The sequence below is a fragment of the Streptomyces catenulae genome, from assembly GCF_000718015.1.
GTDB classification, from domain to species: Bacteria; Actinomycetota; Actinomycetes; order Streptomycetales; family Streptomycetaceae; genus Streptomyces; species Streptomyces catenulae.
Genome location: NZ_JODY01000001.1, coordinates 440,161 through 466,120, shown reverse-complemented (window position 1 = coordinate 466,120; position 25,960 = coordinate 440,161). Strand labels below are relative to the sequence as shown.

Genomic DNA, 25,960 nt, shown 5'->3' with positions numbered 1-25,960 from the left:
AGGGCCGTCAAGGGTTTCGCGGGGGTTACCTGAATGTGACGGGCGGGCTGCGCGCGGTGTCCGGGGGCCGCCTCGACCTGGCGCGTTGCGGCCCCCGGATGCGGAGCCCGCCGTGCCGGATGTGCCGATCTCTCCTAGCCTGTGCGCATGACCCAGGAAGCGGGCACGCAGAACCGGGGAAGCGGGACGGCCGAGGAGTCCGCGCGCGCATCGGCGCTGCTCACGGCGCAGGGACAGGCGGCGGCGCTCTTCGCGGAGATCGGCCGCCGCGGGCTGGTCGCCCCCGGGCGCGGTGAGCGCGAGGTGAGCGACGCGGTGCGGGATCTGGCCCACGAGATGTTCGGGGTCCGGCGGTACTGGCACAAGCGGATCGTCCGTTCCGGCCCCAACACCCTCCAGCCGTACCGGCAGAACCCGCCGGACCGGATCATCGGCGAGGACGACATCGTCTTCTGCGACTTCGGCCCGCTCTTCGCGGAGTGGGAGGCGGATTTCGGCCGGACTTTTGTCCTCGGCGACGATCCGGTCAAGCACCGGCTGCGCGACGATCTGCCGCGGCTCTTCGAGGCGGGTCGCCGCCATTTCGCGGCCCGTCCGGACATCACCGGCGAGGAGCTGTACGCCGAGGTGGTGCGGTTGGCGGAGGAGGCGGGCTGGGGGTTCGGCGGGCCGCACTCGGGCCATCTGCTGGGCGAGTTCCCGCACGAGAAGGTGGCCGGTGCCGAGGTCGACTCGTACATCGCGCCGGGCAGCGCCCGCCCGATGCGGCGGGACGACGGGCAGGGGCGGCGCTGCCACTGGATCCTGGAGATCCATCTCGTCGACCGGGAGCGGGGGTTCGGCGGTTTCCACGAGGAGTTGCTGGACCTCGGGCACCCGGCCTGACCGCGCAGGTCAGGGGTGCTGGCTGCTGACCGCGACGACCTCGCCGGTCAGGTACGAGGCGTAGTCGCTGGCGAGGAAGACCATGACGTTGGCGACCTCCCAGGGTTCGGCGGCGCGGCCGAACGCCTCGCGGGCGCTCAGCTCGGCGAGCAGTTCCGCACCGGCGACCTTGGCGAGGTGCGGGTGCATGGCGAGGCTGGGGGCGACGGCGTTGACGCGGATGCCGTGGGCGGCGACGTCGAGGGCGCTGCACCGGGTCAGCGCCATCACCCCGGCCTTGGCTGCGGCGTAGTGGGCCTGGCCGCGCTGGGCGCGCCAGCCGACGACCGAGGCGTTGTTGACGATGACGCCGCGACCGGCCGGGACCATATGGCGCAGCGCGGCGCGGGTGGCCTTGAAGGTGCTGGTCAGCGTGGTGGCGAGGACGGTGTCCCACTGGGTGTCGGTCATCTCGGTGACGGCTGCGGTGCCACCGAGCCCGGCGTTGTTGATCAGTACGTCGAGGGTGCCGCACTCGTGCGCCGCGGTGTCCATGAGGTGGTCGAGCTGTGCGCCGTCGGTGACGTCGCAGGGCACCGCGAGCGGGCGGGTGCCGGTGTGGTCGGCGAGGCGGTCGGCGGCCTCGGCGAGGCGGCGGGTGTGGCGGTCGCTGATGACGAGGCGGGCGCCCTCCTCGGCGCACCGCAGGGCGGCGGCGAAGCCGATGCCGGTGCCCGCGGCGGCGGTGACGACGACGGTCCGGCCGTCGAGCAGCTGGTGGGAGCGGGGCCGGTCGGGTCCGGGCTGCGGGGCGTCGGGGGCGGCGGGCGCCCCGGGGGTCTCGGGCACGGTCACACGGCTCCCTCGTCGAGTGCGGCGGGGCGGACTCCCCCGCCGGGCGGGTCTGCCAGGCGGCGCAGGACCTCGTCCGCCTGCGTCATGATCCGGTCGATCAGCTCCCGGCAGCTCGGCAGGTCGTCGATGAGGCCGACGACCTGGCCGGTGGCGAGGACGCCGAGGTCGGGGCGGCCGTCGAGGAGTCCGGTGCGGTAGAGCAGCGGGGCGTTGGCGGCCATCACGACCTGGCTCCAGGTCAGGCCGTGGCGGCGGCGCAGGGCGAGGCCCTCGCGGACGAGGTCGGGCCAGGGGGTGCCGGAGAGTTTCCGGAAGGCGGTGGCGTTGCGGGCGGCGCGCAGCAGCCGCCCGGCGCCGGTGGTCCGCTCCAGCCGGGCGACCGGCCCGGTGCGCAGCACGCGCTGCGGGACGCCGTCGACCTCGCGGGTCAGGACGGTGTCGTGGACGCCCTTGTCCAGGTAGACCTGTTTGACGGCGGGGGCGACGGGCGAGTCGCGGGTGAGCAGGAAGCGGGTGCCCATGGCGATGCCGTCGGCGCCGTAGGCGAGGGCGGCGACCAGCCCGCGGCCGTCGCAGTAGCCACCGGCGGCGATGACCGGCAGGTCCACGGCGTCGCGGACCTGCGGCAGCAGCAGTCCGGTGGGGACGGCGCCGGTGTGGCCGCCGCCCTCGCCGCCCTGGACGACCACCGCGTCGGCGCCCCAGGCGGCGACCTTCTCGGCGTGGCGGCGGGCGCCGATGGAGGGGACGACGAGCAGTCCGCCGTCCTTGCAGCGGGCGATGAGGTCGCGGCGGGGCGCGAGGGCGAACGAGGCGACCTTGACGCCGCTGCGGATCAGCAGGTCGACGCGGGCCTCGGCGTCGGGCTGGTCGGCGCGGAGGTTGACGCCGAAGGGCCGGTCGGTGGCGGCGCGGACCGCGTCGAGGGCGCGGCGCAGCCCGTCGAGGTCGAGCAGCCCGGCGGAGAGGATGCCCAGTCCCCCGGCGTTGGCGGTGGCGGCGGTGAGGGTGGCGTCGGAGACGTACCCCATGCCGGTCTGGACGATCGGGTGGGCGACGCCGAAGAGGTCGCAGATCCGGGTGTGCAGCGCCGGGTGCGTCATGCCGGGACCTCCCGCCCGCGCAGCCCCGCCGGGTCGATGACCTCGCGGATCAGGCGGAGTTCGGCGGCGGTGGGCGGCCGGGTGGTGGGGATGTCGCCGTCCACGACGAGCGGGCAGCCGGTGCGGGCGACGACCTCCTCGGGGCTGACGCCGGGGTGGACCGAGACCAGCCGGAGCGTGCCGGTCGGGGGCGCGAAGTCCAGGACGGCGAGGTCGGTGACGACGCGGCGCAGATCGTGGTGGCGGGCGGCGCGCCCCACGGTGGCCGCGGCGGCGGTGCCGACGCCGCAGACCATGTCGACGCGGGGCACGAAGACCCGGGTGGAGTGGCGCGGGATCCAGTAACTCACCGGGTGGCAGAGGGTGTTGCCGGGGGCGCCGCGGACGCCGAGGAGCTGCACCTTCGGCGCGTCGTAGGGGCCGATGGCGGAGAGGTTGACGTTGCCGTGGGCGTCGATCTGGGTGGGCATCATCATGGCGTGCCGCCGCCCGCTCCACACCAGGTCGAAGATCGTGCGGAACGGCGCGTGGCCCTCGACGGGCCCGTCGGGCGCGGCGCCGAGCGGCCAGATCCCCTGCACCAGCCGCGCCTCGCCGTCGGTGAGCAGCAGATCGGGGGCGAAGGTGGCGCGGGCCAGCCGGACGCCGATGGTGGGGGCGGTGCCGAAGGCGCTGGCCAGGATCTCGCCGCTGCCGCGGAACGCCTCGGCGCAGGCGACCGCGCAGATCTCGGCCCGGGTCGCGTCGCTCATACCGGCTGCCCCTCTCCGTCCTGGTCCGGCGTGCGGTGGTGTCCGTCGCCGGTGAGATAGCGGTGGTGGAACGCCTCCCACGCCTCGGGCGACCGGGCGGCGTCGGCGTACTCCCGCTGGTACGCCTCGTCGCGCGGGTAGTCCGGTGCGCAGGAGGTGAAGTGGGCGCCGCCGGGCGCCTCGACGACGCCTTCGACGGCGAGGCGGCGGACGACGAGGGTGGCCGGGTGGGCGTCCTCGGTGAGGCGGGCGGTGGGGACGATCCGTTCGCAGGAGACGAAGGCGTGCTCGGCGGCGCCGCAGAAGAGGTCGTCGAAGTACGGATCGGGGCCCAGGCACTGGGCGTTGCCCGCCGCGTCGGCGCGGTTGAGGTGGACCAGTGCGGCGTCCAGCGGCAGCGCGGGCATCGCGACCAGTTCCTCACCGCCGCCGTACGGGTCGGCGACGGTGCGCAGATGGGGGTTGACGGTCAGGACGTCGGAGCCGAGTCCGGCGCGGGTGGGCAGGAACGGCAGCCGCAGCGAGGCGGCGTACAGCCCCCACTGGAGCATCCCCTCGTCGTACTCCGCGACCTCGATGCGGCCGTGCTGGCGGGCGGCGCGGAAGTGCGGGTCGAGGGGGATGGAGTCGAGGGAGACGAAGCCGAAGACGAGTCTGCGGACCTTCCCGGCGGCGCAGAGCAGGCCGACGTCGGGGCCGCCGTAGGAGACGACGGTGAGGTCGCGCAGGTCGGAGCGGAGGATCTCGCGGACCAGGGCGAGCGGTTTGCGGCGTGAGCCCCAGCCGCCGATGCCGAGGGTCATACCGGAGCGGAGCCGGGCGACCACCTCCGGCGCGGTCATCGTCTTGTCGGCCATACGCAGCTCCTGACGGTGTGTGCCGTGGACGGTCTCGTACCGGGCGCCCGCCCCGGGGCGGCGGCTCCGCAGTCACCTAGCAAACGTTTGGTAGATAGATTACGGTGGCCGCGCGGCCGGGTGTCAAGGGCCCGCGGCGGCCCGGCCGGGCACCGCGACGCGGGCGGAGAGGGGCGGGCCATGAGCGGCGATCCGCGGGACTTCACCGGCCGGACGGTGGCGATCACCGGCGGCACCAAGGGCATCGGACGGACCCTCGCCGAGGCGTTCCTCGCGGCCGGTGCGGAGGTCACGGTCTGCGGGCGCTCCACACCGGCGACCCCGCCGCGCGCGGGCGGCCGCACCGCGCACACGGTCCGCGCCGATGTCCGCGACCCGGCCGCGGCACGGGAATTCGTCGACGCCGCGGCCCGCCGCTCGGGGCGGCTCGACGTCCTCGTCAACAACGCCGGGGGCTCCCCCGACGCCGACGCGGCCACCGTCTCCCCGCGCTTCGTCGAGAAGGTGGTGGCGCTCAATCTGCTGGCGCCGTTCTACGCCTCCCAGGCCGCGCACCGCCGGATGCACGGCCAGGACGGCGGCGGCTGCATCCTCAACATCGGCAGCGTCTCGGCGCACCATCCACAGCCCGGCACGGCCGCCTACTCCGCCGCCAAGGCGGGGCTGCTGATGCTCACCCGGGCGCTGGCGCTGGAGTGGGGACCGGCGGTCCGGGTCAACCATCTCAGCGCCGGGCCGGTGCGGACGTCCGGCACGGAGCGCGAGGCGGCCCTCGCCGGGATCGTCCCGCTGGGCCGTCTGGCGCTCCCCGCCGATCTCGCCGACGCCTGTCTCTTCCTGGCGGGCCCGGCGGCCGGATACATCAACGGTGCGGATCTCGCCGTCCACGGCGGCGGCGAACCGCCCGCCCGTTATCTGGCCGGGCGGGCGGTTCCGGACGCCTGACGGGGGCTCAACTCCCGTACACCGGCAGCGGTGGCCGGGCCGCCGCGAGCAACCGGCGGGCCGTGGCCCCGGCCTCGGCGGGGGTGCGGCGGGTGCCGGTGTCGTCGCCCGGACCGGGGTGCCAGCCCTCCATGACGGTGATCCGGCCACCCTCCGTCTCGAAGACCCGGCCGGTGACGCCCGCCGCGTCGGCGGAGCCGAGCCAGACCACGAGTGGGGAGACGTTCTCCGGGGCCATCGCGTCGAACTCCCCCGCCGCCGGTGCCGCCATCTCCTGGGCGAAGGCGTGTTCCGTCATCCGGGTGCGGGCGGCCGGGGCGAGGGCGTTGACCTGGACGCCGTAGCGGGCGAGTTCGGCGGCGGCGACCAGCGTCAGCCCGACGATCCCGGCCTTGGCGGCGGCGTAGTTGCCCTGCCCGACACTGCCCAACAGGCCCGCGCCGGAGCTGGTGTTGACGATCCGGGCGTGCGGTGTGCGGCCCACCTTGGCCTCGGCCCGCCAGTGTGCGGCGGCGTGCCGGAGGGTGAGGAAGTGGCCCTTGAGGTGGACGCGGACGACGGCGTCCCAGTCGTCCTCGCCGAGGTTGACGAGCATCCGGTCGCGGAGGAATCCGGCGTTGTTGACGAGGGTGTCGAGGCGGCCGTAGGAGTCCAGCGCGGTGGCGACGAGGGAGGCGGCGCCCTCGGGGGTGGCGATGTCGCCGTCGTGCGCCACCGCCGCACCGCCGCGCGCCCGGATCTCCTCGGCGACCCGCCGCGCCGGACCGGTGACCGCGCCGGTGCCGTCGAGTCCGACGCCGAGGTCGTTGACGACGACCCGGGCGCCCTCGGCGGCGAAGGCCAGCGCATGGGCGCGGCCCAGTCCGCGTCCGGCTCCGGTGATCGCGACGACGCGCTGCGCGCACAGTCCGGCCATGGGATTCCCTTCCGTCCGCTGATGACGGCGGGCACCGACCCCTCCGCCGCCGTCCGTCGAGCTGCTAGCCTACCTAACAAACGTTAGATGGAAAGGTGGCCGACCGTCTCATGGGTGTCTCCGTCTCCCGCCCCGAAGAGGGCGTCCGCATCGTCACCGTCGACGTCCCGCCGGTCAACGCCCTTCCCGTACAGGGCTGGTACGACCTCGCCGACGCGGTCCGCGCCGCGGGCGCCGACCCCGGGGCGCGCTGTGTGGTGCTGGCCGCCGAGGGGCGCGGTTTCAACGCGGGCGTCGATCTCAAGGAGATGCAGCGCACCCCCGGCCACACCGCGCTGATCGGCGCCAACCGCGGCTGCTACGAGGCGTTCGCCGCGGTCTACGAGTGCGAGGTGCCGGTGGTCGCGGCGGTCCAGGGGTTCTGTCTGGGCGGCGGCGTCGGGCTGGCCGGGAACGCCGACGCGATCGTGGCGAGCGACGACGCGGTGTTCGGCCTGCCGGAGCTGGACCGCGGGGCGCTCGGCGCGGCGACCCATCTCGCCCGGCTGGTCCCGGCCCATCTGATGCGGACGCTGTACTACACCTCTCGGACGGTCACCGCGGAGGAGCTGCGGGCGCACGGCTCGGTGTGGCGGGTCGTCCCGCGGGAGGAACTGCGACCTGCGGCGCTGGAGTTGGCGCGGGAGATCGCCGCCAAGGACGGGTCGCTGCTGCGGCTGGCGAAGGCGGCGCTCAACGGCATCGACCCGGTCGACGTCCGCCGCAGCTACCGCTTCGAGCAGGGCTTCACCTTCGAGGCCAACCTCAGCGGCGTCGCGGACCGGCACCGGGAGGCGTTCGTCGCGTCGCGCGAGGAGCGGGACTGAGCGGCGCGGCGTACGGGCGCAGCAGGCCCGTACGCCGCGGGCGGGGCCGGATCGCCCCGCCCGGCCGCGCCGTCACAGCCGTTCGATGATCGTCACATTGGCCTGGCCGCCGCCCTCACACATGGTCTGGAGGCCGAACCGGCCACCGGTGCGCTCCAGTTCGTGCAGGAGAGTGGTCATCAGCTTGGCGCCGGTGGCGCCGAGGGGGTGGCCCAGGGCGATGGCGCCGCCGTTGACGTTGACCTTCGCCGGGTCGGCGCCGGTCTCCCGCAGCCAGGCGAGGACCACGGAGGCGAACGCCTCGTTGATCTCCACCAGATCGATGTCGTCCATCGTCAGCCCGGCCCTGCGCAGTGCGTACGCGGTGGCCGGGATCGGGGCGGAGAGCATCCGGATCGGGTCCTCGCCGCGCACCGAGAGGTGGTGGATGCGGGCGCGGGGCGTCAGCCCGTGGTCGCGGACGGCGCGTTCGGAGGCGAGGAGCAGCGCGGCGGCGCCGTCGGAGACCTGGGAGGCGAGGGCGGCGGTGAGGCGGCCGCCCTCGGTCAGCGGGGTGAGCGCCGCCATCTTCGCCGGATCGGTGTCGCGGCGCGGCCCCTCGTCGGCGGTGACGGCGCCGTACGGCACGGTCTCGCGGGCGAAGCGGCCCTCGTCGAGGGCGCGGACGGCCCGCCGGTGGGAGCGGAGCGCGAACTCCTCCATCTCCTCGCGGCCGATGCCCCACTGCGCGGCGATGAGTTCGGCGCCGTGGAACTGGTCGACCGGCCGGTCGCCGTACCGCGCGCGCCAGCCCGCCGATCCGGCGTAGGGCCCATGGGTGAAGCCGAGCGGTTCGGCGGCCTTGCGGCTGGCGAAGGCGATGGGGATCTGCGACATGCTCTGCACGCCGCCCGCGACGACCAGGTCCTGGGTGCCGGAGAGCACGCCTTGAGCTGCGAAGTGGACGGCCTGCTGGGAGGAGCCGCACTGCCGGTCGACGGTCACGCCCGGCACCTCCTCGGGCAGTCCGGCCGCCAGCCAGCAGGTCCGCGCGATGTCCGCCGCCTGCGGTCCGACGGTGTCCACACAGCCGAACACGACGTCCGCCACGGCGGCCGGATCCACGCCCGAGCGCGCCATCAGGGCCGTCAGCACATGCGCCCCGAGGTCCGCCGGATGGACGGCGGAGAGTCCGCCGCGGCGCCGGCCGACGGGGGTGCGGACCGCTTCGACGAGATACGCCTCGGGCATCGGGACTCCTCAGGGAAGATGCGTCAGGGGGTGCGCTCCCCGAGGGCGATGCCGTCGAGCACCATCGAGAGGTACTGCCGGGCGATCTCGTCGGGGCTGTGCAGTCCGCCGGGCCGGTACCACGACGCGGCGACCCAGACGGTGTCGCGGACGAAGCGGTAGGTGAGGCGGATGTCCAGGTCGGCGCGGAAGACGCCGTCGGCGACGCCGCGCTCCAGGGTGCCCAGCCACGCCTTCTCGAACTTCCGCTGCGAGTCGGCGAGATAGGTGAACCGGGGCTGGACGGAGAGGTGGCGGGACTCCTTCTGGTAGATCGCGACCGCCGCGTGGTGCCGGTCGATCTCCCGGAACGACTCGGTGACCAGCGCCTCGATCGTCTCCCGGGGGCCGAGCCCGGCGGCGAGGACGGCGTCGTAGCCCGCCCACAGCTCGTCGAGGAAGGTGGAGAGGATCTCGTCGAGCATCGCCTCCTTGGAGTCGAAGTGGTAGTAGAGGCTCCCCGCCAGCATTCCGGCCGCGTCGGCGATCTTGCGGACGGTGGTGGCGTTGTACCCCTGCGCGGCGAACACGTCGGCGGCCACGCCGAGCAGTTCCCGGCGCCGCTCGGGCGAGGGGGTCATCGTCTTCTTCTTGCCGCTGTCGGGCGCATTGCTTTTCGGCACACCGCCATTGTCGTCCCCCGCCCGCCCGGCGCCGGGACCGGGCCGGGAAGCGGGGCGGTGCCCGTCACGGGCGGGGCTCCCTGGGCAGCCCCAGCACCCGTTCGGCGATGATGTTCCGCTGGATCTCGTTGGAGCCGCCGTAGAGCGTGTCGGCGCGGGAGAAGAGGAACAGCCGCTGCCACTCGTCGAGGTCGTAGGGGGCCCCGGCGGCGAGGGTGCCGTCCGCGCCGCGGATCTCCATGGCGAGTTCGCCCAGGTCGCGGTGGAAGGTCGCCCAGTAGATCTTGCCGATGGACGCCTCCGGGCCCGGCGCCCCGGCGGCGGCGCCCTCCAGCATCCGCAGGGCGTTGCCGCGGACGGTCTCCAGGCTGATCCAGGAGCGGGTGAGCCGGTCGCGGATCAGCGGGTCGCGGGCCGCGCCGTTGCGGACCGCGAGGGCGGCCAGCGCCTCCCATTCGCGGCGGAAGCCGACCTGCTGCCCCAGGGTGGAGACGCCGCGCTCGAAGCCGAGGGTGGCCATCGCGACCGCCCAGCCGCCGCCCTCCTCGCCGACGAGGTTCCCGGCGTCGGTGCGGGCGCCGTCGAACAGCACCTCGTTGAACTCCGCGGTGCCGGTGAGCTGGGTGATCGGCCGGATCTCCACACCGTCCTGGTCCAGCGGCACCAGGAGGTAGGACAGACCGCGGTGGCGCGTCGAGCCGGGTTCGGTGCGGGCGAGGACGAAGCACCACCGGGACTCGTGGGCGAGTGAGGTCCAGATCTTGCGGCCGGTGAGCACCCAGGCGTCGCCGTCCCGTTCGGCGCGGGTACGGACGGCGGCGAGGTCGGATCCGGCGTCGGGTTCGCTGTAGCCCTGGCACCACAGGTCGCGGGCGGCGGCGATGGGCGGGAGGAAGCGGGCGCGCTGCCGCGGGGTGCCGAACGCCATGAGGGTGGGGCCGACGAGCTGTTCGCCGATGTGGCCCACCCGGGCGGGCGCGCCGGACTCGGCGTACTCCTCGTGGAAGGCGACCTGTTCCTCCAGGGTGGCGCCGCGACCGCCGTACTCGGTGGGCCAGCCGACGCAGGTCCATCCGGCGGCGGCCATGTGGCGCTCCCAGGCGAGCCGTTCGGCGAACGCCTCGTGCTCCCGGCCCGGTCCGCCGAGGCCGCGCAGCGGCGCGAACGCGCCGGTGAGCTGCGCCTCCAGCCAGCTCCGCGCCTGCTGCCGGAACTCGTCCACCGCGCTCATCTGCCGGCTCCCCCACGGATCTCGACGGCCACCGGCCGGTACGTTAACCTACCAAACACTTGTTAGGGAAGGAGGGCGGATGTCCACTGCCCCGACGGAGCCGGTCCGCTACGAGACCCGGGGCCCGGTGGCCCTGATCACCATGGACCGCCCCGCCTACCGCAACGCCCAGAACTCCGCGATGACCTACGCGCTGGACCGGGCGTTCTACCGCGCGGCCGACGACGACGGCGTCCGGACCGTGGTCCTCGCGGGCGCGGGCAAACACTTCTCGGCCGGTCACGACATCGGCACCCCCGAGCGCGACGCCCATCTGCCGTTCGACCGCGCCGCCGGACTGTGGTGGGACCACTCGGACAAGCAGGGCGCCGAGAGCCGCTACGCCCGTGAGTCGGAGGTCTACCTCGGCATGTGCCGCCGCTGGCGGGAGCTGCCCAAACCGGTGCTCGCCTGCGTCCAGGGCGCGTGTGTGGCGGGCGGGCTGATGCTGGCGTGGATCTGCGACCTGATCATCGCCTCCGAGGACGCGTTCTTCGCCGACCCGGTGGTCCGGATGGGCATCCCCGGCGTCGAGTACTTCGCCCACCCCTGGGTGATGCCGCCGCGGATCGCCAAGGAGTTCCTCTACACCGGCGACCGGATGAGCGCCGCCCGCGCCCACGAACTGGGCATGATCAACCGCGTCGTCCCGCGCGACCGGCTCCTCGACCACACCCTGGAGTTGGCGACGGAGATCGCCGGTCAGCCCCGGATGGGACTGGCGCTGACCAAGCGCGCCGTCAACCAGGCCGAGGACCTCCAGGGCCTGCACACCGGCCTCGACTCCGTCTTCGGCCTGCACCACCTCGCCCACGCCCACAACGCGGAGACCTCCCGGGACGCGCTCGGCGGGATGGACGTCCGGGCCATGAAGGAGGCCGGATCCTGATGGACCTCGACCTCACCGCCGCACAGCGCGCCTTCCGCGACGAGGCCCGCGCCTGGCTCGCCGACCACGTGCCCACGGCGCCGCTGCCGTCCCTGGAGACGGCCGAGGGGTTCGCCGCCCACCGCGCCTGGGAGCGGACGCTCGGCGCCGACCGCTGGTCGGCGGTGTCCTGGCCCGAGGAGTACGGCGGCCGGGGCGTCGGCGTCGTCGAGTGGCTGCTCTTCGAGGAGGAGTACCACGCGGCGGGCGCCCCCGGCCGGGTCGCGCAGAACGGCGTCAACCTCCTCGCCCCCACCCTGCTGGAGCACGGCACCGACGCCCAACGCGCCCGGATCCTGCCGCCGATGGCGCGCGGCGGGACGATCTGGGCGCAGGCGTGGTCGGAGCCGGAGGCCGGTTCGGACCTGGCGGCGCTGCGCTCGACGGCGACCCGTACCGACGGTGGCTGGCTGCTCGACGGCCAGAAGACCTGGTCGTCCCGGGCCGCCTTCGCCGACCGCGCCTTCGGCCTCTTCCGCAGCGCCCGCGGCGCCCGCCCGCACCACGGGCTGACGTATCTGATGTTCCCGCTGGACGCGCCCGGGGTGACGGTCCGGCCGATCGGCCGCCTCGACGGCAAACCCGCCTTCGCCGAACTCTTCCTGGACGGTGTCTTCGTCCCCGACGAGGACGTCATCGGCGCCCCCGGCGACGGCTGGCGCGTCGCGATGTCCACCGCCGGGAACGAACGCGGGCTGACACTGCGCAGCCCCGGCCGGTTCACCGCCGCCGCGGCGCGGCTGACCGCGCTCTGGCGTGAGCGCGGCGCGCCGGAGGACACGGCGCTGCGCGACCGGGTCGCCGACGCGGTGATCGGCGCCGAGGCGTACCGCCTGTTCACCCATGCGGCGGCGGCCCGGCTCGCCGCCGGGGAGCCGATCGGCGCGGAGTCCAGCCTCAACAAGGTCTTCTGGTCGGAGCTGGACCTCGCGCTGCACGAGACCGCGCTCGATCTGCTCGGCCCGTACGGCGAGTTGGCCGACGACGCCGCGGAGGCGCCCGCCCAGGGCCGGTGGGCGGAGGGGCATGTCTTCGCGCTCGCCGGGCCGCTCTACGCGGGCACCAACGAGATCCAGCGCGACATCATCGCCGAGCGGCTGCTCGGCCTGCCGAAGGGACGACGCTGATGCGGTTCCTCCTCGACCGCGAACAGCGGGAGTTCGCCCGGACGCTGAACACCCTGCTCGGCGCGGCCGACACCCCCGCGGCGGTACGGTCCTGGGCGGCCGGTGACCCGGGGCCCGGCCGCGCGCTGTGGGGCAAGCTCGCCGACGTCGGGGTGTTCGCCCTGGCCGTCCCCGAGCGGCACGGCGGGGCGGGGCTCCATCCGGTCGAACTCGCCCTGAGTTTCGTTGAGTTGGGACGGCACGCGGTGCCGGGTCCGCTCGTGGAGACGGTCGCGGCGGCGGCCCTGCTGGGCGATCCGGACGGACCGGGACCGACCGCCGCCGCCCCGCCCGGCGGCCTCGCGGCCGATCTCCTGCCCGGGATCGCCGCCGGGCGCTCCCTCGTCTCCCTCTGCCTGCTCTCCGCGGAGCAGCCGTACGCGCTGGACGCCGACGCCGCCGACACGGTGCTGGTCGTCGAGGGGGACGCGCTGCGGCGGGCGGGGTCCGTGGGGCCGGTGCAGCGGTCCGCCGATCCGGCGCGGCGGCTGGCCCGGCCGGGTCCGGGGCCCGTCCTCGCGCGGGGGCCGCGGGTGCGGGCGGCGGCGGAGCGGGCGGCCGCGCTGGCGGCGCTGGCGACGGCCGCGCAGTCCCTGGGGCTGGGCCGGGCGCTGCTCGACGCGACCGTCGGACATGTCCGCGACCGGACGCAGTTCGGCGTCCCCGTCGGCTCGTTCCAGGCGGTCAAGCACCGGCTGGCCGACACCCTGCTGGGCCTGGAGTTCGCCGAACCGCTGGTGTACGCGGCGGCGCTGGCCCTGGCGCGGGGCGCGGCGGACGACCGTACCGTCCCGGCGGCGAAGGTCGCGGCCGGTGAGGCGGCGTACGCGGCGGCGCGCACCGCGCTCCAGCTGCACGGCGCCCTCGGCTACACCGAGGAGCCCGCCCTCTCCCTGTGGATCCGCAAGGCCCGCGCCCTGCGCGACGCCTGGGGCACCCCCGCCGCACACCGCGCCCGCGTCCTGGCCCCGTGACGGCCGGACCGGTACGGCGTCCGGCACCGCGACGGCAGCGAAGGAGTGGACGGTGCGACTGACCGCGGAGCAACGGGAGTTGGGGGCCGCGGTCCGCGCGGTGCTCGCCCGGCACGGGGGCGCTACCGCCTGGCGCCCGCTGACCGGGCAGATCGGCATCGCCGGGCTCGGCGTCCCCGAGGAGTACGGCGGCACCGGCGGCGGCGCCCGCGAACGCCATGTCGTCCTGGAGGAGTTGGGCCGGACGCTGAGCCCGCTGCCGTTCCTCGGTTCGGCGGTCCTGACCACCCAGGCACTCCTGGCCACCGGGGACGAACGGGCCCGCGCCCGGCTGCTGCCCGGTCTCGCCTCCGGGGCGGTGGTGGGCGCCCTGGCCTGGGCGGAGGACGGCTCGTGGGACCCGGCGCGGATCCGGGCCGAGGCGGTCACCGGGCCGGACGGCGGCTGGCGGCTCACCGGTGTCAAGGAACACGTCCTGGACGGCGCCGATGCCGGGCTGCTGCTGGTGGCGGCGCGCACCGCCCGTGGCCCCGCGCTCTTCGAGGTGCCGACCGACGACCCGCGGGCCCGGCGCGAGGCCCTGGTCCCGGTCGACTCCACGCGGGCCCAGGCCCGGATCGTCCTCGACGGCGCCGGGGGACGGCTGCTCGGCGCCGACGGGGACGGGGCGCGGGTGCTGACCCACGTCCTGGACCTGGCGGCCACCGCCCTCGCCGCCGAACAGACCGGCGCCGCCGCGCACTGCCTGGAGAGCACCGTCGCCTACGCCGGGATCCGCCACCAGTTCGGCCGCCCGATCGGCTCCTTCCAGGCGGTCAAGCACCGGCTGGCCGACGCCTACGTCCTGATCGAGGCGGCCCGCACCGCCGCCCTGGCCGCCGCCTGCGCCGCCGACGACCGCTCCCCCGCCCTGCCCCGTCTGGCCGCCGCCGCCAAGTCCGCCTGCTCGGAGGCGTTCACCGCGGTGGCGGGCGAGATGATCCAGCTCCACGGCGGTACCGCCCTCACCTGGGAACACGAGGCGCACCACTACTTCAAACGCGCCCACACCTCGGCCCAGCTCCTCGGCTCGGCGGCGTGGCACCGGGGCCGGTTGGCGGCGGAGCTGGGCCTGACGGGGTGAGCGGGACGGCGGGCCCGGCGGGCGGGTTGCGGCCGGTCCGTCAACCCTCTTACCGGCCAGTCACTTTGGGTCCGCGAAATCCGGACGCACCTTCATCCGTCATCCGCCCCTCGCGACCTCCCACACCTCGCTACTGTCACCGCGAGGGGCCGGCTCCGGCGGAATCCCTCACCGCAAGACCATCCACGAAAGGTACGTTCCATGCGCAAGTTCACGCGTGTTCTCGCCTCCGCGGCCGTCGTCACCATGGCCGCGACGGCGCCGATAGCCCTCGGCGCCGCCTCGGCGAACGCGGCACAGCCCGCCGTCTCCGCCCCCGTGATGAAGCTCTCCTGCGACGCGCAGCAGCTGCGGCAGCAGGCGGACCAGGCCGACGCCCAGGCCGCCCAGGCCGAGGCCCAGGCGCGGGACGCGGCGGCCCGCGGCGACCAGCAGGCGGCCACCGCGTACACGCAGAAGGCGCAGGCGTACCACGAGCGGGCGCAGCAGCTCCGCGCCCAGGCCTCGCAGTGCGGCTGACGGACGGCTAGCCCGTAGGTCCGCCGACACCGGCGGGCCACAGCGGCGGTCCGGGGCCGAGGGCGCCCCGGGCCGCCGCTCGCCGTGCGGGCCCGGGCGCACCACCGCGGCTCACGCCAGCCGCGTCGCCTTCAACCCGTCGAGCGGGTACTCCGCCGGAAGCGCCCGCGGGTCGCCCGGCACGGTGATCTGCACGGAGATGGGGCGGGAGGCACCCGCGCTGAGGAGTTGGTCCTGTTCGGCCTCCAGGTACGCCTTGCCGTCCTGGCACAGCACGGTGACGCCGGACGCGACGGCCTTGGCGCCGGGGACCGTCGGGAGGTCGAAGGAGATCCGGAACTGCCGGACGTCCCGCGCCTCGCCGCCGTCCTTCGGGGCGGCCGTGAGGGTCAGTTCGACGCTGTAGACCTTGCCCCGCGGGTCACCGCTCTCCCACGCCTGGACGGCCCGCTTCGTGACGGTGATCTCGTCGTAGCTGACCCGCACCGGCAGCGGTGTGATGCGGCCCGCGCCGTTGACCACCTCCAGGTCGCCGACGGGGATCTTGCCGCCGCCGATGCGCTGCGCCTTCCCGGGCACCTCGGTGGCGGAGAGGTCGAGGGAGTTGACGTTCCCGGCGGAGTCGACGGCGAAGAAGTGGCCGTCCTGGTCGAAGAAGGTCGCGGCGTAGGACCTGCGGGAGTGGGCCGAGGTGCTGGCCTCGGCGGGCGGGAAGACCCGCCGGGCGGCGACGGTCCGCATCGGGTTCCGCTCGGGGTCGATGCGGAGCAGGTCGCCGTTGTCGCCCTCGACGGCGAAGAGATGGCCGTCCCGGGGGCGGGCGGAGAAGTCGTCCCAGCGGCCGCCGCCGGGGCTGTTGCCGGGGACGGCCTTCCGCGCGGCGATGTCGATCGTGTAGGTCGGGGCCTCGGGGTCGCCCATGACCAGCAGGGACTTGCCGTCGGGGCTGGTGTCGCCGTCGTACCACTTCGCGTGCGGGGGGAGCCCTTCGACGGTGTCCTCGCGGAGGGTGCCGGCGACCACGTCGACGGTGATCAGTTTGTTGCCGCTGACGGCCAGCAGCAGCGGTTCGGTGTCGTCGCCGCGGTACTGCGCGCCCATGGCGGTGTAGCCCGGCGCGTACGCCGGGACGTTCTCGACGACGCGGGTGTCCCCGTCGAGGGGGTCGAAGCGATGGATCCGCGTATGCGTCCTGCCGACCGCCAGATAGACCTTACGGTGCGCCACCGGATGGGTTCCTTCCGTGAGAGAACGGGCCTTCACGATCACGTGTCCGGGCAAGCCCCCGCAAGAGCCAAATACCGCCACGATTCACCCGTTCGGGGGAACGCGGCGGGCTTGTTCCGAGCGGTTCGCGGGGCGCCGGTGGGCGGGGCAGGGCGGCCTCGGCGGCGGGCGGTGCGCGGCTGCGGGCGGTGGCGCGGCCGGGACCCGCGGGGCCGGGGCCGATGAGTCTGGTGGGGCAGGGCGGCCGGGCCGGGCCGCACCGTTCGCCACCACACGCAGGAGGCCGACATGGTCAGCAAGCCGGACACCACGCTCCAGGGGAAGGCCGCCTTCATCGGCGGTGCGTCGCGCAATCTCGGCGGACTGATCGCCGAGACGCTCGGCGCGGAGGGCGCCCTGGTCGCCGTCCACCACCACAGCGACTCCTCCCGGGCCAAGGCCGAGGACGTCGCCGCCCGGATCAACGCCGGGCCCGGCGAGGCGTTCACGCTCCAGGCGGATCTGACCCGGCCGACCGAGGTGGCGCGCGCCTTCGACGAGGTCGTCGCCCGCTTCGGGAAGCTCGACATCAGCGTCAACACGGCCGGGATGGTGCTGAAGAAGCCGATGACGGAGATCACGGAGGAGGAGTACGACCAGATGTTCGCGGTCAACTCCAAGGCCGCGTTCTTCGTGATGAAGGAGGCGGCCCGGCGGATCGCGGACGGCGGGAAGATCGTCACCGTCGTCACCTCGCTGCTGGCCGCCTACACCGGGCTGTACTCCTCGTACGCGGGGAGCAAGGCGCCCGTGGAGCACTTCGCGCGGGCCCTGTCGAAGGAGCTGTTCGGGCGGAACGTCTCGGTCAACAACATCGCGCCGGGGCCGATGGACACCCCGTTCTTCTACCCGGCGGAGGACGACGACTCCGTCGCGTTCCACAAGGCGTCCGCGATGAACGGCGACCTCACCCGGATCGAGGACATCGTGCCGTGGGTGCGGACGCTGCTGACCGACGGCTGGTGGGCCAACGGCCAGACGCTCTTCCTGAACGGGGGCTACACCACCCGCTGAGCCCGCGGGACGGGCCGTCCGCCGCCCGCGGCCCCTCCGGACGTCCGGAGCGGCGGATTCCCCGCGTCGCCCCTCCGATCGGGCCCGGCTCTTCGATACTGGACGGTGTCGTGCGCCGTCCGGCCGGGCCCGTACGGGGTGGCCGGGATCCATCGCAGGAGGAACCGTTGAAGATGCTCATCAACGTCGCCGAGACCGTCGTGGCGGACGCGCTGCGCGGGATGGCGGTGGCCCACCCCGAACTGGTCGTGGACGTCGAGAACCGGGTGGTGGTGCGGCGGGACGCGCCGGTGGCCGGGAAGGTCGCGCTGATCTCCGGCGGCGGCAGCGGGCACGAGCCGCTGCACGGCGGGTTCGTCGGGCCGGGGATGCTGGACGCGGCGTGCCCCGGGGAGGTGTTCACCTCGCCGGTGCCCGACCAGATGGTGCGGGCGGCGGCAGCCGTGGACAGCGGGGCGGGCGTGCTGTTCCTCGTCAAGAACTACACCGGTGACGTGCTGAACTTCCGGATGGCGGCGGAGCTGGCCGAGGACGAGGGCGTCACCGTCGCCAGTGTGCTGGTCGACGACGACGTGGCGGTGACCGACTCGACGTTCACCGCGGGCCGCCGCGGCACCGGCGCCACCCTCTTCGTGGAGAAGATCGCCGGGGCGGCGGCCGAGGAGGGCGCGCCGCTGGAGCGGGTCGAGGCGGTCGCCCGGCAGGTGGTCGGCGCGTCCCGCAGCTTCGGGGTGGCGCTCGCCGCCTGCACGACCCCGGCCAAGGGCAGCCCGACCTTCGATCTGCCGTCCGGACAGCTGGAGTTGGGCGTCGGCATCCACGGCGAGCCGGGGCGGGAGCGGCGGGCGATGATGACGTCCCGGGAGATCGCCGAGGTCACGGTGGACGCGGTCGTCGACGACCTGCGGCCGGAGCTGCCGGTGCTGGTGCTGGTCAACGGCGCGGGGGCGACGCCGCTGCTGGAGCTGTACGGCTTCGCGGCCGAGGTGCACCGGCGGCTCGCCGACCGCGAGGTGGCGGTGGCCCGTACCCTCGTCGGCGACTATGTGACCTCGCTGGACATGGCGGGCGCGTCGGTGACGCTCTGCCAGGTGGACGACGAGCTGCTGCGGCTGTGGGACGCGCCGGTGCAGACCGCGGGGTTGCGGTGGGGCCGCTGAACCGCGCCGCCCCGCGCCCGGGGGACGCCCGGGTGCCCGTACCGTCCGTACCAGCGCCACGAGCAGAGGAGAGTCACGTGTCCGAAACGGCCCTGGATGCCGCGTTCTTCGTCCGGTGGATGACGGCGGTCGCCGCCGCCGTCGACCGGGAGGCCGACCACCTCACCGAACTGGACTCCGCGATCGGCGACGCCGACCACGGCAGCAACCTCAAGCGCGGCTTCACCGCCGTCCGCACCGCCCTGGAGAAGGAACCCCCGGCGACGCCCGGCGCGGTCCTGGTCACGGCGGGGAAGACGCTGGTCTCCACCGTCGGCGGCGCCTCCGGTCCGCTCTTCGGCACGCTGCTGCGGCGGACGGGCAAGACGCTCGGCGACGCGGAGCGGGTCGGGCTCGGGGAGCTGCGGGACGGGCTGCGCGCCGGGGTGGACGCGGTGGGGCAGCTCGGCAGTTCGGCGCCGGGCGACAAGACGATGCTGGACGCGCTGGACCCGGCGGTCACGGCGCTGGCGGACGGTTTCGCGGCGGCGGCCGAGGCGGCCGGTGCGGGCTCGCGGGCGACCGTACCGCTCCAGGCCCGTAAGGGGCGGGCCAGCTATCTCGGGGAGCGCAGCATCGGGCACGAGGATCCCGGCGCGGCATCCTCGGCGCTGCTCTTCGCGGCGCTCGCGGAGGTGGCGCGATGACCGGGCGGAGGGCGGTGGCCGGGACGGTCGGCATCGTGCTGGTGTCGCACAGCGGGCCGGTGGCGGAGTCGGTGGCGGCGCTCGCCCTGGGGCTGGCGGGCGGCGCGCAGGCGCCGGTGGCCGCGGCGGGCGGCACCCCGGACGGCGGCCTGGGCACCAGCGCGGAGCTGATCGCCGAGGCGGCCCGCTCGGTGGACGGCGGGGCGGGCGTCGCGCTCCTCGTCGATCTGGGCAGTGCGGTGCTGACGGTGAAGGCGATGGTGGCGGAGGGCGACGAACTGCCGGAGAGCGCGCGGCTGGTGGACGCGCCGTTCCTGGAGGGCGCGGTGGCCGCCGTGGTGACCGCGTCGACCGGCGCCGACCTCACGGCGGTGGCGACCGCGGCCGGGGAGGCGTACGGGTACCGGAAGGAGTGAGGCGGGCCCGGCGGCCACCGGGCCCGGCGGCCACCGGGGCCGGCGGCCGCCGGGCTCCGGGCTCCGGGCCGGGGTTCGGCTCGCCGGGGTGCGGTTCCCGGGGCCCGCATCGGCCCGCGGACCTTGCCTCACGCCTCCTGCCGGTCGCCGCCGAGCGTGGGCAGGACGCGGGTGCGGAGGACGTCGAGGAAGAGGTCGGGGCGCCGGTAGGCGGCGAAGTGACCGGCGTCCTCGATCAGGGTGAACTCCTTGACCGGGGCCTGGACCTCGTCGAAGAAGGCGCGGGCACGGGCGGGGGTGTTCACCAGGTCACAGGCGCCCTGGACGACGAAGAACGGGACGTCGAACCGGGTGCCGTCCGCCCGGTCGTCGAAGGCGGCGGTACCCGGCAGCACGGCCGACGAGACCAGGAAGCTCCGGAAGAAGACCGGGATCTCCCGCAGGGAGTGCAGCGGCGAGTACCACAGCGACTTCATCACCACGGACTTCATCGCGGCGAAGGTGTGCGGGTCGGTGGTGGCGGCGGCGCGGTGGAAGTGGCCGAACTGCTCGGCGCTCCAGGCCCGCGGATCCGGTCCCATCGCCCGTACCGCGGCGAGTTCCTTCTTCTTCCCCGCCCGCTCCAGCCGGTCCAGGACGGCGTCGTGGTCGGCGCGGTCCCGGCCACCGTCGAAGATCTTCTGGTCGGTTCCGACGTACGCCCCGACCAGGTCGGGGCGGCTGCGGGCCAGGCGCAGGGCGAGGGCGCTGCCGAAGGAGCAGCCCAGCAGCACGACCCGCCGGACGCCGAGGCGCTCCCGGACGTGCTCCACCACCTCCGCGGCGTCCGCCAGCAGCCGCGCGAACGTCATCTCCCCCTGGCCGTCCGCGCCGGAGCGGCGCAGGGTCTTGCCGGTGCCGCGCATGTCCCAGCGCACCAGGGTGACGTGCCGCTCCCAGTCGCGGGAGAGATGGGTCAGGACCGAATGGGACGAGCCGGGCCCGCCGTGCAGTTCCACCACGACGGGGTGGGCGCGGTCCTCGCCGCGGACGGAGATCCACTGGTCGAGCCCGCCGATACGGGTGAAGTACCGCTCGTCGATGCCGTGGCGGCCGGTGATGCGCAGCCGACGGGCGCGGTCGGCGCGGACGACGGCGCGGTGGACGAGGAGACCGGCGACCGGCGCGGCGAGGCAGGCACCGGCCGCGGCGGTGATCATCGTGCTGAGCATGGAGACCTCCGGGAAAGGGCGGTGAACGACGATCCATTAACTGCGTACGCACTACACAGTTAATTGCTGTGTACCTTATACACAGTTATTCGGCGGGCGGCAACGCCCCCGGTGCCCACCGGTGTTCCGGCGGCCCGCGTGCGGAGAGGAGGCCGGTACCGTGTCGGCGAACAGGGAGAGCAAGCGGGATCCGGGCGCCAGCCTGGCGCTGCTGTGGGGCGAGGCCGAGGCCCGCCCGCGGCGGGGACCGAAGCCGAAGTTCACACCCGTCCAGGTGGCCCGCGCCGGTATCGGGATCGCCGACTCCGAAGGGCTCGACGCCCTCTCCATGCAGCGGGTCGCCGAGCTGCTCGGGGTCACCACGATGGCGCTCTACCGCTACGTCCCCGGCAAGCCCGACCTGATCGACCTGATGGTCGACACCGTGCTCAGCTCACCGCCCGACCTCGGTGACGTCCCGGGCGGCTGGCGCCCCCGGATCGAAGCCTGGGCCCGTGCCTGTCGGCACGTCTACCGCGCCCACCCCTGGATCCTGGCCGCCACCGGCCTGCGGCGCCAGGCCATGGGGCCGCACCAGGTGGCCTGGCTGGACGCGGCGCTGGCCGCCCTCGAACCGACCGGGCTCGGCGCCCGCCACCGGCACGACGCCGCGATCCTCGTCCTGAGCCTGGTACGCAACCTCACCCAGCAGACGCTCGACAGCGACGAACAGGGCGACCGGGAGTGGGACCGCCTCACCACCCAGCAACTCACCCTGCACGCCGAGCGCTTCCCCGCCGTCACCCGGGCGGTCACCGAGGGCGGCTTCGCCCCCGCCGGTGACGACCCGCTCGATTTCGGCCTGTCCTGTGTACTCGACGGTATCCAGGGCCTCGTGGAGTCTGCCGGGCGGGCCTAGACGAGTAGTTCCGATGTGTTCAGTGATCGAATGCGGTCAGCGACCGCAGGACCGGGGCGCCACTCCTGTGGTTGTGCCAGATGGCCACGGCCATCGCCAGGACGCGCTGGGCGACGCGCACGGCGACGCCCTCGAAGGTCCGTCGCCGTGCCGGCAGACCGGGCCGGTCGGCCGTCAGACGCGGCTCACGGTCCGGCGTGGCGGCCAGGACCTCGCGCTCGAAGCCCCCAGAAGAAGCGGGAGTGGGAGGCGCAGTACCCGTATCCGGCCCAGCCTGCCATCTCCGACCGCTCCACCTTCGGCCTCGACATCCCGCACGGCACCGGCGTCGAGTCGACGATCCAGTGGTTGCCGAACCAGAAGTCCGTGTCGGCGGCCAGCAGTCGCATCGCCCGCTTGACCAGGGGCAACGCGGTCCGAAGCCGCTTGTTGCACCCCGGCCGCTTGGGTAGGTACGGGAACATCGAGCCCAGGTTGCCCCGGGCGAACCGCAGCCAGCGCGCCTCCGAGGAGAACCCCAGCAGGACCGGCGCGACCGCCAGACACACCGGCTCGGAATCGCTCAACTGCGGCGGACCGCCGAGCCATCGGATCCCTCCGATCTCGTCGTCGATCTTCACGTACGGCCCGGTGACGAGGGCGTCCACATACTCGTTCGCCACAAAACGATCTCGGCCCCCTTCCTCCACCTCCGAACATGCCATCGGTTTGTCGCTTAACCTCGACTGATCACAGAACGTCACATGCATGATCGAAATGTCGAGGGCTGTCGCGTTGGAGCTTGTGTCGGATGACGACTCGCTGGGCGGTATGCGTCCGATCCTGGAGGGGGACGAGGCCATCTTGGGCTACGAACCCCAGGAGGGGTTCCCGGATCGCTGCTGGGTTCTGCACACCATCACGGTGGGAGGGGAACGGGTCCGGTGGGATGACGTGCTGGCCCATGCCGGCAAGCGTCTGGAGGACTGGCGGTGCACCCCTTCCTTCAGGGTCTTCGAGGGGCTGGACCTGCCCGAGGATCTTGAGAAACCGGACCTGGGGGAAATCGACCGCGACAGCCTGGCCCGCCTGGTCGAGGTCCTTGCCCGGCACAGCTCCGACGGGCCGCGGACGGAGTGCTACTGGGCCCAGGCCGCGATCGAGGACATCGGCCGCCCGATCCCGGCCCGCCGTGGCCGACTGGAGGAGGCACTTGCCCACCACGCCGCCTGCGCATGGCCCGACCGGCCCGCAGGGACCCAGTTTCCCGCGCACTGGTGGCCCGTGGAGGACTCCTGGTTCGTTCTCACCGACTGGGACCTGAGCGCGACCGAGGTATTCGGCTCTTCGTCCCTGATCGCCGACCTTCTCGCCGATGACGGGCTGGACGCCGTGCGCCACCCCGGCATCGCCGAGGTTCAGGGCAGCTTCGCGCAATGGCGCGAGCAGGCACGATGAACCTGCTGCGCATCCCGCCGGCCCGCTGACCTCGTACAGCGTGTCGTACAGGATCACTCGCCTGGGCATGCGGAACTACTCGCCCAGGGCATCACGGCTTGCGGGCGATGGCCGCGTAGCAGGCCGCCTCCGCGTCGGTGACGTGGGTGGCGTCCTCGGGGCGGTCGGGGCGCCACTGGTGGGAGAGGGTGATGCCGGGCTCCAGCAGCTCCCAGCCGTCGAAGAAGCGGGCGAACTCCGCGCGGGTGCGGAACTGCAGGGCGGTCCCGGCGGCGCCGTAGATCTCGACGATCCCGGCCATCACCTCGGGCGCGAAGTCCGGCGTGGCGTGGGTCATCGCGAGGGTGGAGCCGCTGGGCACCGCGTCCTTGAGCGCCTCGACGATGGCGTGCGCGCGGCCCTCGCCGTCGTCGGTGACGAAGTGCATCAGGGCGTTCAGGCTCAGGCCCACCGGCCGGGTGAGGTCCAGCGCCGCCAGGAGTTGGGGGGCGGCCATGATGCCGCCGGGGTCGTGGGCGTCGGCCTGGACGTAGGCGGTGCGGCCCTCGGGGGTGCTCTGCAGCAGCGCGGCGGCGTGGGCGAGGACGATCGGGTCGTTGTCGGTGTAGACGACGCGGGCGTCGGGCGCCACGGACTGGGCGATCTCGTGGAGGTTGGGCGGGGTGGGGATGCCGGTGCCTATGTCGAGGAACTGGCGGATGCCCGATTCGGTGAGGATGCGGGTGGCGCGGTGCATGAACTCGCGGTTGATACGGGCGGCGACCAGCGCGCCCGGGAAGACCCCGAGAACCCTTCCGGCCGCCATCCGGTCGGCGAGGAAATTGGTCTTCCCGCCGAGGAAGTAGTCGTAGATACGGGCCGAATGGGCCCGGTCCAGCTGCAGGTCCACCCCTGACGCGCTCTGCTCGCTCATCGTGTCCGGCCTCTCCTGTCGGCGGACCGCCGCTCGGCGGCCATGATCGATTGTGGCACCGGACCGCGCCGCCGTCACGGGCCGCACCGTGGCACCCGGGCGGCCGGGGCGCACACCGGGGCGGACGGCGTGCGCCGGGCGCGCGGAGCGGGCCCGCGTCCGTGCCCCCGGTCGCGCGCGGTCATATGAATACCCGACGGCGGATTTCTTCGCCCCCGTGCCACAAATGGGTGCACTTTCCTGTTCATTGGAAGGGAGGACAACCGTCCTCCCGCCGCTCCCCCGGCAGCTGACGCACCGGGACCGGCGGTGCACGGCGAACGGAACGAGGACGGCTCGTGAGCGCATACCGGCACCGGCTCCCGCCCCCATCCACCGGGGCGCACGCCCGACCGGAGGGGGCGCGGCGGACGATCAGCAGGGCCCGGCGGTCCCCGGCCGTCGCCCGCACGGCACTCCCCGCGCGCCCCCTTTCACCACCGGCGTACGCGGAGCGTGCCAGGGCGCCCGGGAGCGATATACCCGGCGCACGCGCGAGGGGCGTACATGAGCCGGTACGCCGACCCGAGCACCCTCGGGGCCACGGACACGGACACGGACGCCGGGACGGAGACGGAGCGTCAGCTCTCCCTCTCCTTCGAGGCGTTCCACACCACCCATGCGCGCAAGTGGCTCAAGTACGCGTATCTGCACACCGGGGGACGCGACGCCGCCGTCGAGGTGACCTGCGGCGCCTTCCGGCGGCTGGCCGCCGTGTGGCCGCACGCGCTGCGGCAGGCGTCGGTGGAGGCGTTCGCCTGGGCGCTCCTCAAGGAGTGCGTCGTGGAGTGGCTCTACGACCACCGACAGCCCACCGCGCTCACCGAGACCGCGGCGTTCGCGGTGGTCACCAAGGCGCTGCTGCGGGAGTTCCAGGCGCAGTTCGCGTTACTGGAGAGCCAGTTGGGTCTGTACGCGGCGATCGCCCGGCTGCCGGAGCGGCAGTGCGACGTGATCGTGCTGCGCCATGTGATCGGGTACGGCGACGCGCAGATCGCGGCGTTGCTCGGCGTCGACGAGGCCACCGTCCGTTCGCACGCCAGCCGGGGGCGGCGCAGGCTCGCCGCGGCGCTCGGCATGGATCAGGGAGACACGAGGGGGAAGCGGCCATGACATCGGTCCACGACACCGGTCGGCGCGACACCGTCGAGGCGCTGCTCGACGCCGCCGCGGCGGTCGCCGACATCGACGATCTGGAGGCGTTCGGGGAGTTGGACGACCGCGGCGTCCTCGACGGCTTCGGGCTGCTGGACGGCGACGGTCCGGCGGCGGGCCCGGCGGGCGGCGCGGCTCCGGCGGTGCGGCCCGAGCGGGGTGCGCCCAGTGCGTACCCCAGTGCGCGGGACGAGGCAACGCACGAGCTGGAGTTGGCGTGTGCGCTGGTGGTGAACGCGGCTGCGGCGGCGGCCAGTCTGGAGCGGCTGGTCGACGAGCACCGGATCGACCCGGAGGGCGCGCTGGTCTTCGCCTGTCTGCTGCACATCACGGGGCGGAGCGAGGCGGCGCACTTCTGGTGGCACTTCGGCGCCGGGGCAGGCAGCCGGACCGCGGCGTACTGCCTCTATCTGGCGCACCGCCGCAACGGCGACTTCCGGGACGCGGCGTACTGGCGGGAGCAGGCGGCGCACGCGCCGGACGAGGAGCGGCGGCAGATCCCGGCGTTCGACACCCGTCAGCTGCTGCCGGACGCCGCCCGGCACAATCTGCTCGTCCAGTGGCACAGCGGGCTCGCGCCGACGCTGCCGCCCGCACTGGAGGGGGTGATCAACCGGCTGACGGTGGACGGCGACGACGAGGACTTCGGGGAGATCCCGCGGCCCTCGCCGACGCTGGTCCGGGATCTGGGCGGGGCCCGCTGACCGGGCGGCGGCAGGGCCCCGGGCCCTGCCG

Annotated in this window: 27 protein-coding genes and 1 pseudogene; 16 read left to right on the top strand and 12 right to left on the bottom strand. The window is 74.2% G+C overall.

The window, feature by feature from the left end:
- Positions 1-147: 147 nt before the first annotated feature.
- A complete protein-coding gene (locus tag IF23_RS0102085) occupies positions 148-885 on the top strand; it encodes a M24 family metallopeptidase (RefSeq protein WP_051739094.1) in 738 nt (245 codons plus the stop codon).
- A gap of 9 nt (positions 886-894) precedes the next feature.
- On the opposite strand, the gene IF23_RS0102080 is transcribed toward IF23_RS0102085, so the two are convergent.
- The 4 genes from IF23_RS0102080 to IF23_RS0102065 are packed head-to-tail and all read right to left on the bottom strand — an operon-like array spanning position 895 to position 4,431.
- The gene (locus IF23_RS0102080) at positions 895-1,713 is read right to left on the bottom strand and encodes an SDR family oxidoreductase (protein WP_030279084.1); all 819 of its coding nucleotides are present in this window, start codon (positions 1,711-1,713) and stop codon (positions 895-897) included.
- A gap of 2 nt (positions 1,714-1,715) precedes the next feature.
- On the bottom strand, positions 1,716-2,822 hold the full coding sequence (locus IF23_RS0102075; protein WP_030279082.1) for an NAD(P)H-dependent flavin oxidoreductase: 1,107 nt from the start codon (positions 2,820-2,822) through the stop codon (positions 1,716-1,718).
- Positions 2,819-3,574, bottom strand: coding sequence for a CoA-transferase subunit beta (locus IF23_RS0102070; protein WP_030279080.1), 756 nt, complete (start codon positions 3,572-3,574; stop codon positions 2,819-2,821). Before IF23_RS0102070 ends, IF23_RS0102075 begins: the two co-directional genes overlap by 4 nt.
- Positions 3,571-4,431, bottom strand: a complete 861-nt coding sequence (locus tag IF23_RS0102065) for a CoA transferase subunit A (protein ID WP_051739091.1) — start codon at positions 4,429-4,431, stop codon at positions 3,571-3,573. The genes IF23_RS0102070 and IF23_RS0102065 overlap by 4 nt, the downstream gene beginning before the upstream one ends.
- A 180-nt stretch (positions 4,432-4,611) precedes the next feature.
- Between IF23_RS0102065 and IF23_RS0102060 the strand changes: the two genes are divergently transcribed.
- The gene (locus IF23_RS0102060) at positions 4,612-5,376 is read left to right on the top strand and encodes an SDR family oxidoreductase (protein WP_030279075.1); all 765 of its coding nucleotides are present in this window, start codon (positions 4,612-4,614) and stop codon (positions 5,374-5,376) included.
- Between the two features lie 7 nt (positions 5,377-5,383).
- On the opposite strand, the gene IF23_RS0102055 is transcribed toward IF23_RS0102060, so the two are convergent.
- Positions 5,384-6,292: an SDR family oxidoreductase gene (locus IF23_RS0102055; RefSeq protein ID WP_030279073.1), complete on the bottom strand. Its 909-nt coding sequence runs from the start codon at positions 6,290-6,292 to the stop codon at positions 5,384-5,386.
- Positions 6,293-6,402: 110 nt separating this feature from the next.
- Here IF23_RS0102055 and IF23_RS0102050 point away from each other — a divergent pair, with 110 nt between their 5' ends.
- On the top strand, positions 6,403-7,158 hold the full coding sequence (locus tag IF23_RS0102050; RefSeq protein ID WP_030279071.1) for an enoyl-CoA hydratase family protein: 756 nt from the start codon (positions 6,403-6,405) through the stop codon (positions 7,156-7,158).
- Between the two features lie 72 nt (positions 7,159-7,230).
- Here IF23_RS0102050 and IF23_RS0102045 read toward each other — a convergent pair whose 3' ends face one another.
- From IF23_RS0102045 to IF23_RS0102035, 3 genes are all read right to left on the bottom strand, one after another.
- Positions 7,231-8,388, bottom strand: a complete 1,158-nt coding sequence (locus tag IF23_RS0102045; protein ID WP_030279069.1) for an acetyl-CoA C-acetyltransferase — start codon at positions 8,386-8,388, stop codon at positions 7,231-7,233.
- A gap of 23 nt (positions 8,389-8,411) precedes the next feature.
- Entirely contained in the window at positions 8,412-9,008 is a 597-nt protein-coding gene (locus IF23_RS0102040) for a TetR/AcrR family transcriptional regulator (RefSeq protein WP_030279067.1), read from the bottom strand.
- 106 nt (positions 9,009-9,114) lie between these two features.
- Entirely contained in the window at positions 9,115-10,281 is a 1,167-nt protein-coding gene (locus IF23_RS0102035; protein ID WP_030279066.1) for an acyl-CoA dehydrogenase family protein, read from the bottom strand.
- A 79-nt stretch (positions 10,282-10,360) separates the two neighbouring features.
- Here IF23_RS0102035 and IF23_RS0102030 point away from each other — a divergent pair, with 79 nt between their 5' ends.
- The 5 genes from IF23_RS0102030 to IF23_RS0102010 all read left to right on the top strand — a co-directional run bounded on the left by IF23_RS0102030 (position 10,361) and on the right by IF23_RS0102010 (position 15,030).
- Complete coding sequence (locus IF23_RS0102030) at positions 10,361-11,209, top strand: enoyl-CoA hydratase (protein ID WP_030279064.1); 849 nt, start codon at positions 10,361-10,363, stop codon at positions 11,207-11,209.
- Complete coding sequence (locus IF23_RS0102025; RefSeq protein ID WP_030279062.1) at positions 11,209-12,375, top strand: acyl-CoA dehydrogenase family protein; 1,167 nt, start codon at positions 11,209-11,211, stop codon at positions 12,373-12,375. Before IF23_RS0102030 ends, IF23_RS0102025 begins: the two co-directional genes overlap by 1 nt.
- Positions 12,375-13,388, top strand: coding sequence for an acyl-CoA dehydrogenase family protein (locus IF23_RS0102020; protein WP_030279060.1), 1,014 nt, complete (start codon positions 12,375-12,377; stop codon positions 13,386-13,388). Before IF23_RS0102025 ends, IF23_RS0102020 begins: the two co-directional genes overlap by 1 nt.
- A 52-nt stretch (positions 13,389-13,440) precedes the next feature.
- Positions 13,441-14,511, top strand: a complete 1,071-nt coding sequence (locus IF23_RS0102015) for an acyl-CoA dehydrogenase family protein (protein ID WP_030279058.1) — start codon at positions 13,441-13,443, stop codon at positions 14,509-14,511.
- 201 nt (positions 14,512-14,712) lie between these two features.
- Complete coding sequence (locus IF23_RS0102010; protein WP_030279056.1) at positions 14,713-15,030, top strand: hypothetical protein; 318 nt, start codon at positions 14,713-14,715, stop codon at positions 15,028-15,030.
- Positions 15,031-15,141: 111 nt separating this feature from the next.
- Here the strand turns inward: IF23_RS0102010 and IF23_RS0102005 are convergent, their stop codons facing one another.
- On the bottom strand, positions 15,142-16,257 hold the full coding sequence (locus tag IF23_RS0102005; protein ID WP_030279054.1) for a hypothetical protein: 1,116 nt from the start codon (positions 16,255-16,257) through the stop codon (positions 15,142-15,144).
- 288 nt (positions 16,258-16,545) lie between these two features.
- Between IF23_RS0102005 and IF23_RS0102000 the strand changes: the two genes are divergently transcribed.
- The 4 genes from IF23_RS0102000 (at position 16,546) to IF23_RS0101985 (ending at position 19,572) form a co-directional block, all read left to right on the top strand.
- A complete protein-coding gene (locus IF23_RS0102000; RefSeq protein WP_030279052.1) occupies positions 16,546-17,310 on the top strand; it encodes an SDR family oxidoreductase in 765 nt (254 codons plus the stop codon).
- A gap of 167 nt (positions 17,311-17,477) precedes the next feature.
- Positions 17,478-18,470 (top strand): dihydroxyacetone kinase subunit DhaK, encoded by a 993-nt coding sequence (gene dhaK, locus IF23_RS0101995; protein WP_030279050.1) that lies wholly within the window; start codon positions 17,478-17,480, stop codon positions 18,468-18,470.
- A gap of 77 nt (positions 18,471-18,547) precedes the next feature.
- Entirely contained in the window at positions 18,548-19,156 is a 609-nt protein-coding gene (dhaL, locus tag IF23_RS0101990) for a dihydroxyacetone kinase subunit DhaL (protein ID WP_030279048.1), read from the top strand.
- Entirely contained in the window at positions 19,153-19,572 is a 420-nt protein-coding gene (locus IF23_RS0101985; protein WP_030279046.1) for a PTS-dependent dihydroxyacetone kinase phosphotransferase subunit DhaM, read from the top strand. The genes dhaL and IF23_RS0101985 overlap by 4 nt, the downstream gene beginning before the upstream one ends.
- A gap of 128 nt (positions 19,573-19,700) precedes the next feature.
- On the opposite strand, the gene IF23_RS0101980 is transcribed toward IF23_RS0101985, so the two are convergent.
- Entirely contained in the window at positions 19,701-20,783 is a 1,083-nt protein-coding gene (locus tag IF23_RS0101980; protein WP_030279044.1) for an alpha/beta fold hydrolase, read from the bottom strand.
- Between the two features lie 160 nt (positions 20,784-20,943).
- Here IF23_RS0101980 and IF23_RS0101975 point away from each other — a divergent pair, with 160 nt between their 5' ends.
- Positions 20,944-21,681 carry a TetR/AcrR family transcriptional regulator gene (locus IF23_RS0101975; protein WP_051739090.1) on the top strand — a complete coding sequence of 246 codons (738 nt, stop codon included), beginning with the start codon at positions 20,944-20,946 and terminating at the stop codon, positions 21,679-21,681.
- Between the two features lie 19 nt (positions 21,682-21,700).
- On the opposite strand, the pseudogene IF23_RS30825 reads toward IF23_RS0101975, so the two are convergent.
- Positions 21,701-22,385 (bottom strand): annotated as a pseudogene (locus IF23_RS30825) (transposase family protein).
- A gap of 43 nt (positions 22,386-22,428) precedes the next feature.
- Between IF23_RS30825 and IF23_RS0101965 the strand changes: the two are divergent.
- Positions 22,429-23,118, top strand: coding sequence for a hypothetical protein (locus IF23_RS0101965; protein WP_030279040.1), 690 nt, complete (start codon positions 22,429-22,431; stop codon positions 23,116-23,118).
- A gap of 91 nt (positions 23,119-23,209) precedes the next feature.
- Here the strand turns inward: IF23_RS0101965 and IF23_RS0101960 are convergent, their stop codons facing one another.
- Complete coding sequence (locus tag IF23_RS0101960; protein ID WP_030279038.1) at positions 23,210-24,031, bottom strand: SAM-dependent methyltransferase; 822 nt, start codon at positions 24,029-24,031, stop codon at positions 23,210-23,212.
- A gap of 546 nt (positions 24,032-24,577) precedes the next feature.
- Between IF23_RS0101960 and IF23_RS0101955 the strand changes: the two genes are divergently transcribed.
- Both IF23_RS0101955 and IF23_RS0101950 read left to right on the top strand, forming a co-directional pair.
- Entirely contained in the window at positions 24,578-25,183 is a 606-nt protein-coding gene (locus IF23_RS0101955; RefSeq protein WP_078653723.1) for an RNA polymerase sigma factor, read from the top strand.
- On the top strand, positions 25,180-25,929 hold the full coding sequence (locus IF23_RS0101950) for a hypothetical protein (RefSeq protein WP_030279034.1): 750 nt from the start codon (positions 25,180-25,182) through the stop codon (positions 25,927-25,929). Before IF23_RS0101955 ends, IF23_RS0101950 begins: the two co-directional genes overlap by 4 nt.
- Positions 25,930-25,960 lie beyond the last annotated feature (31 nt).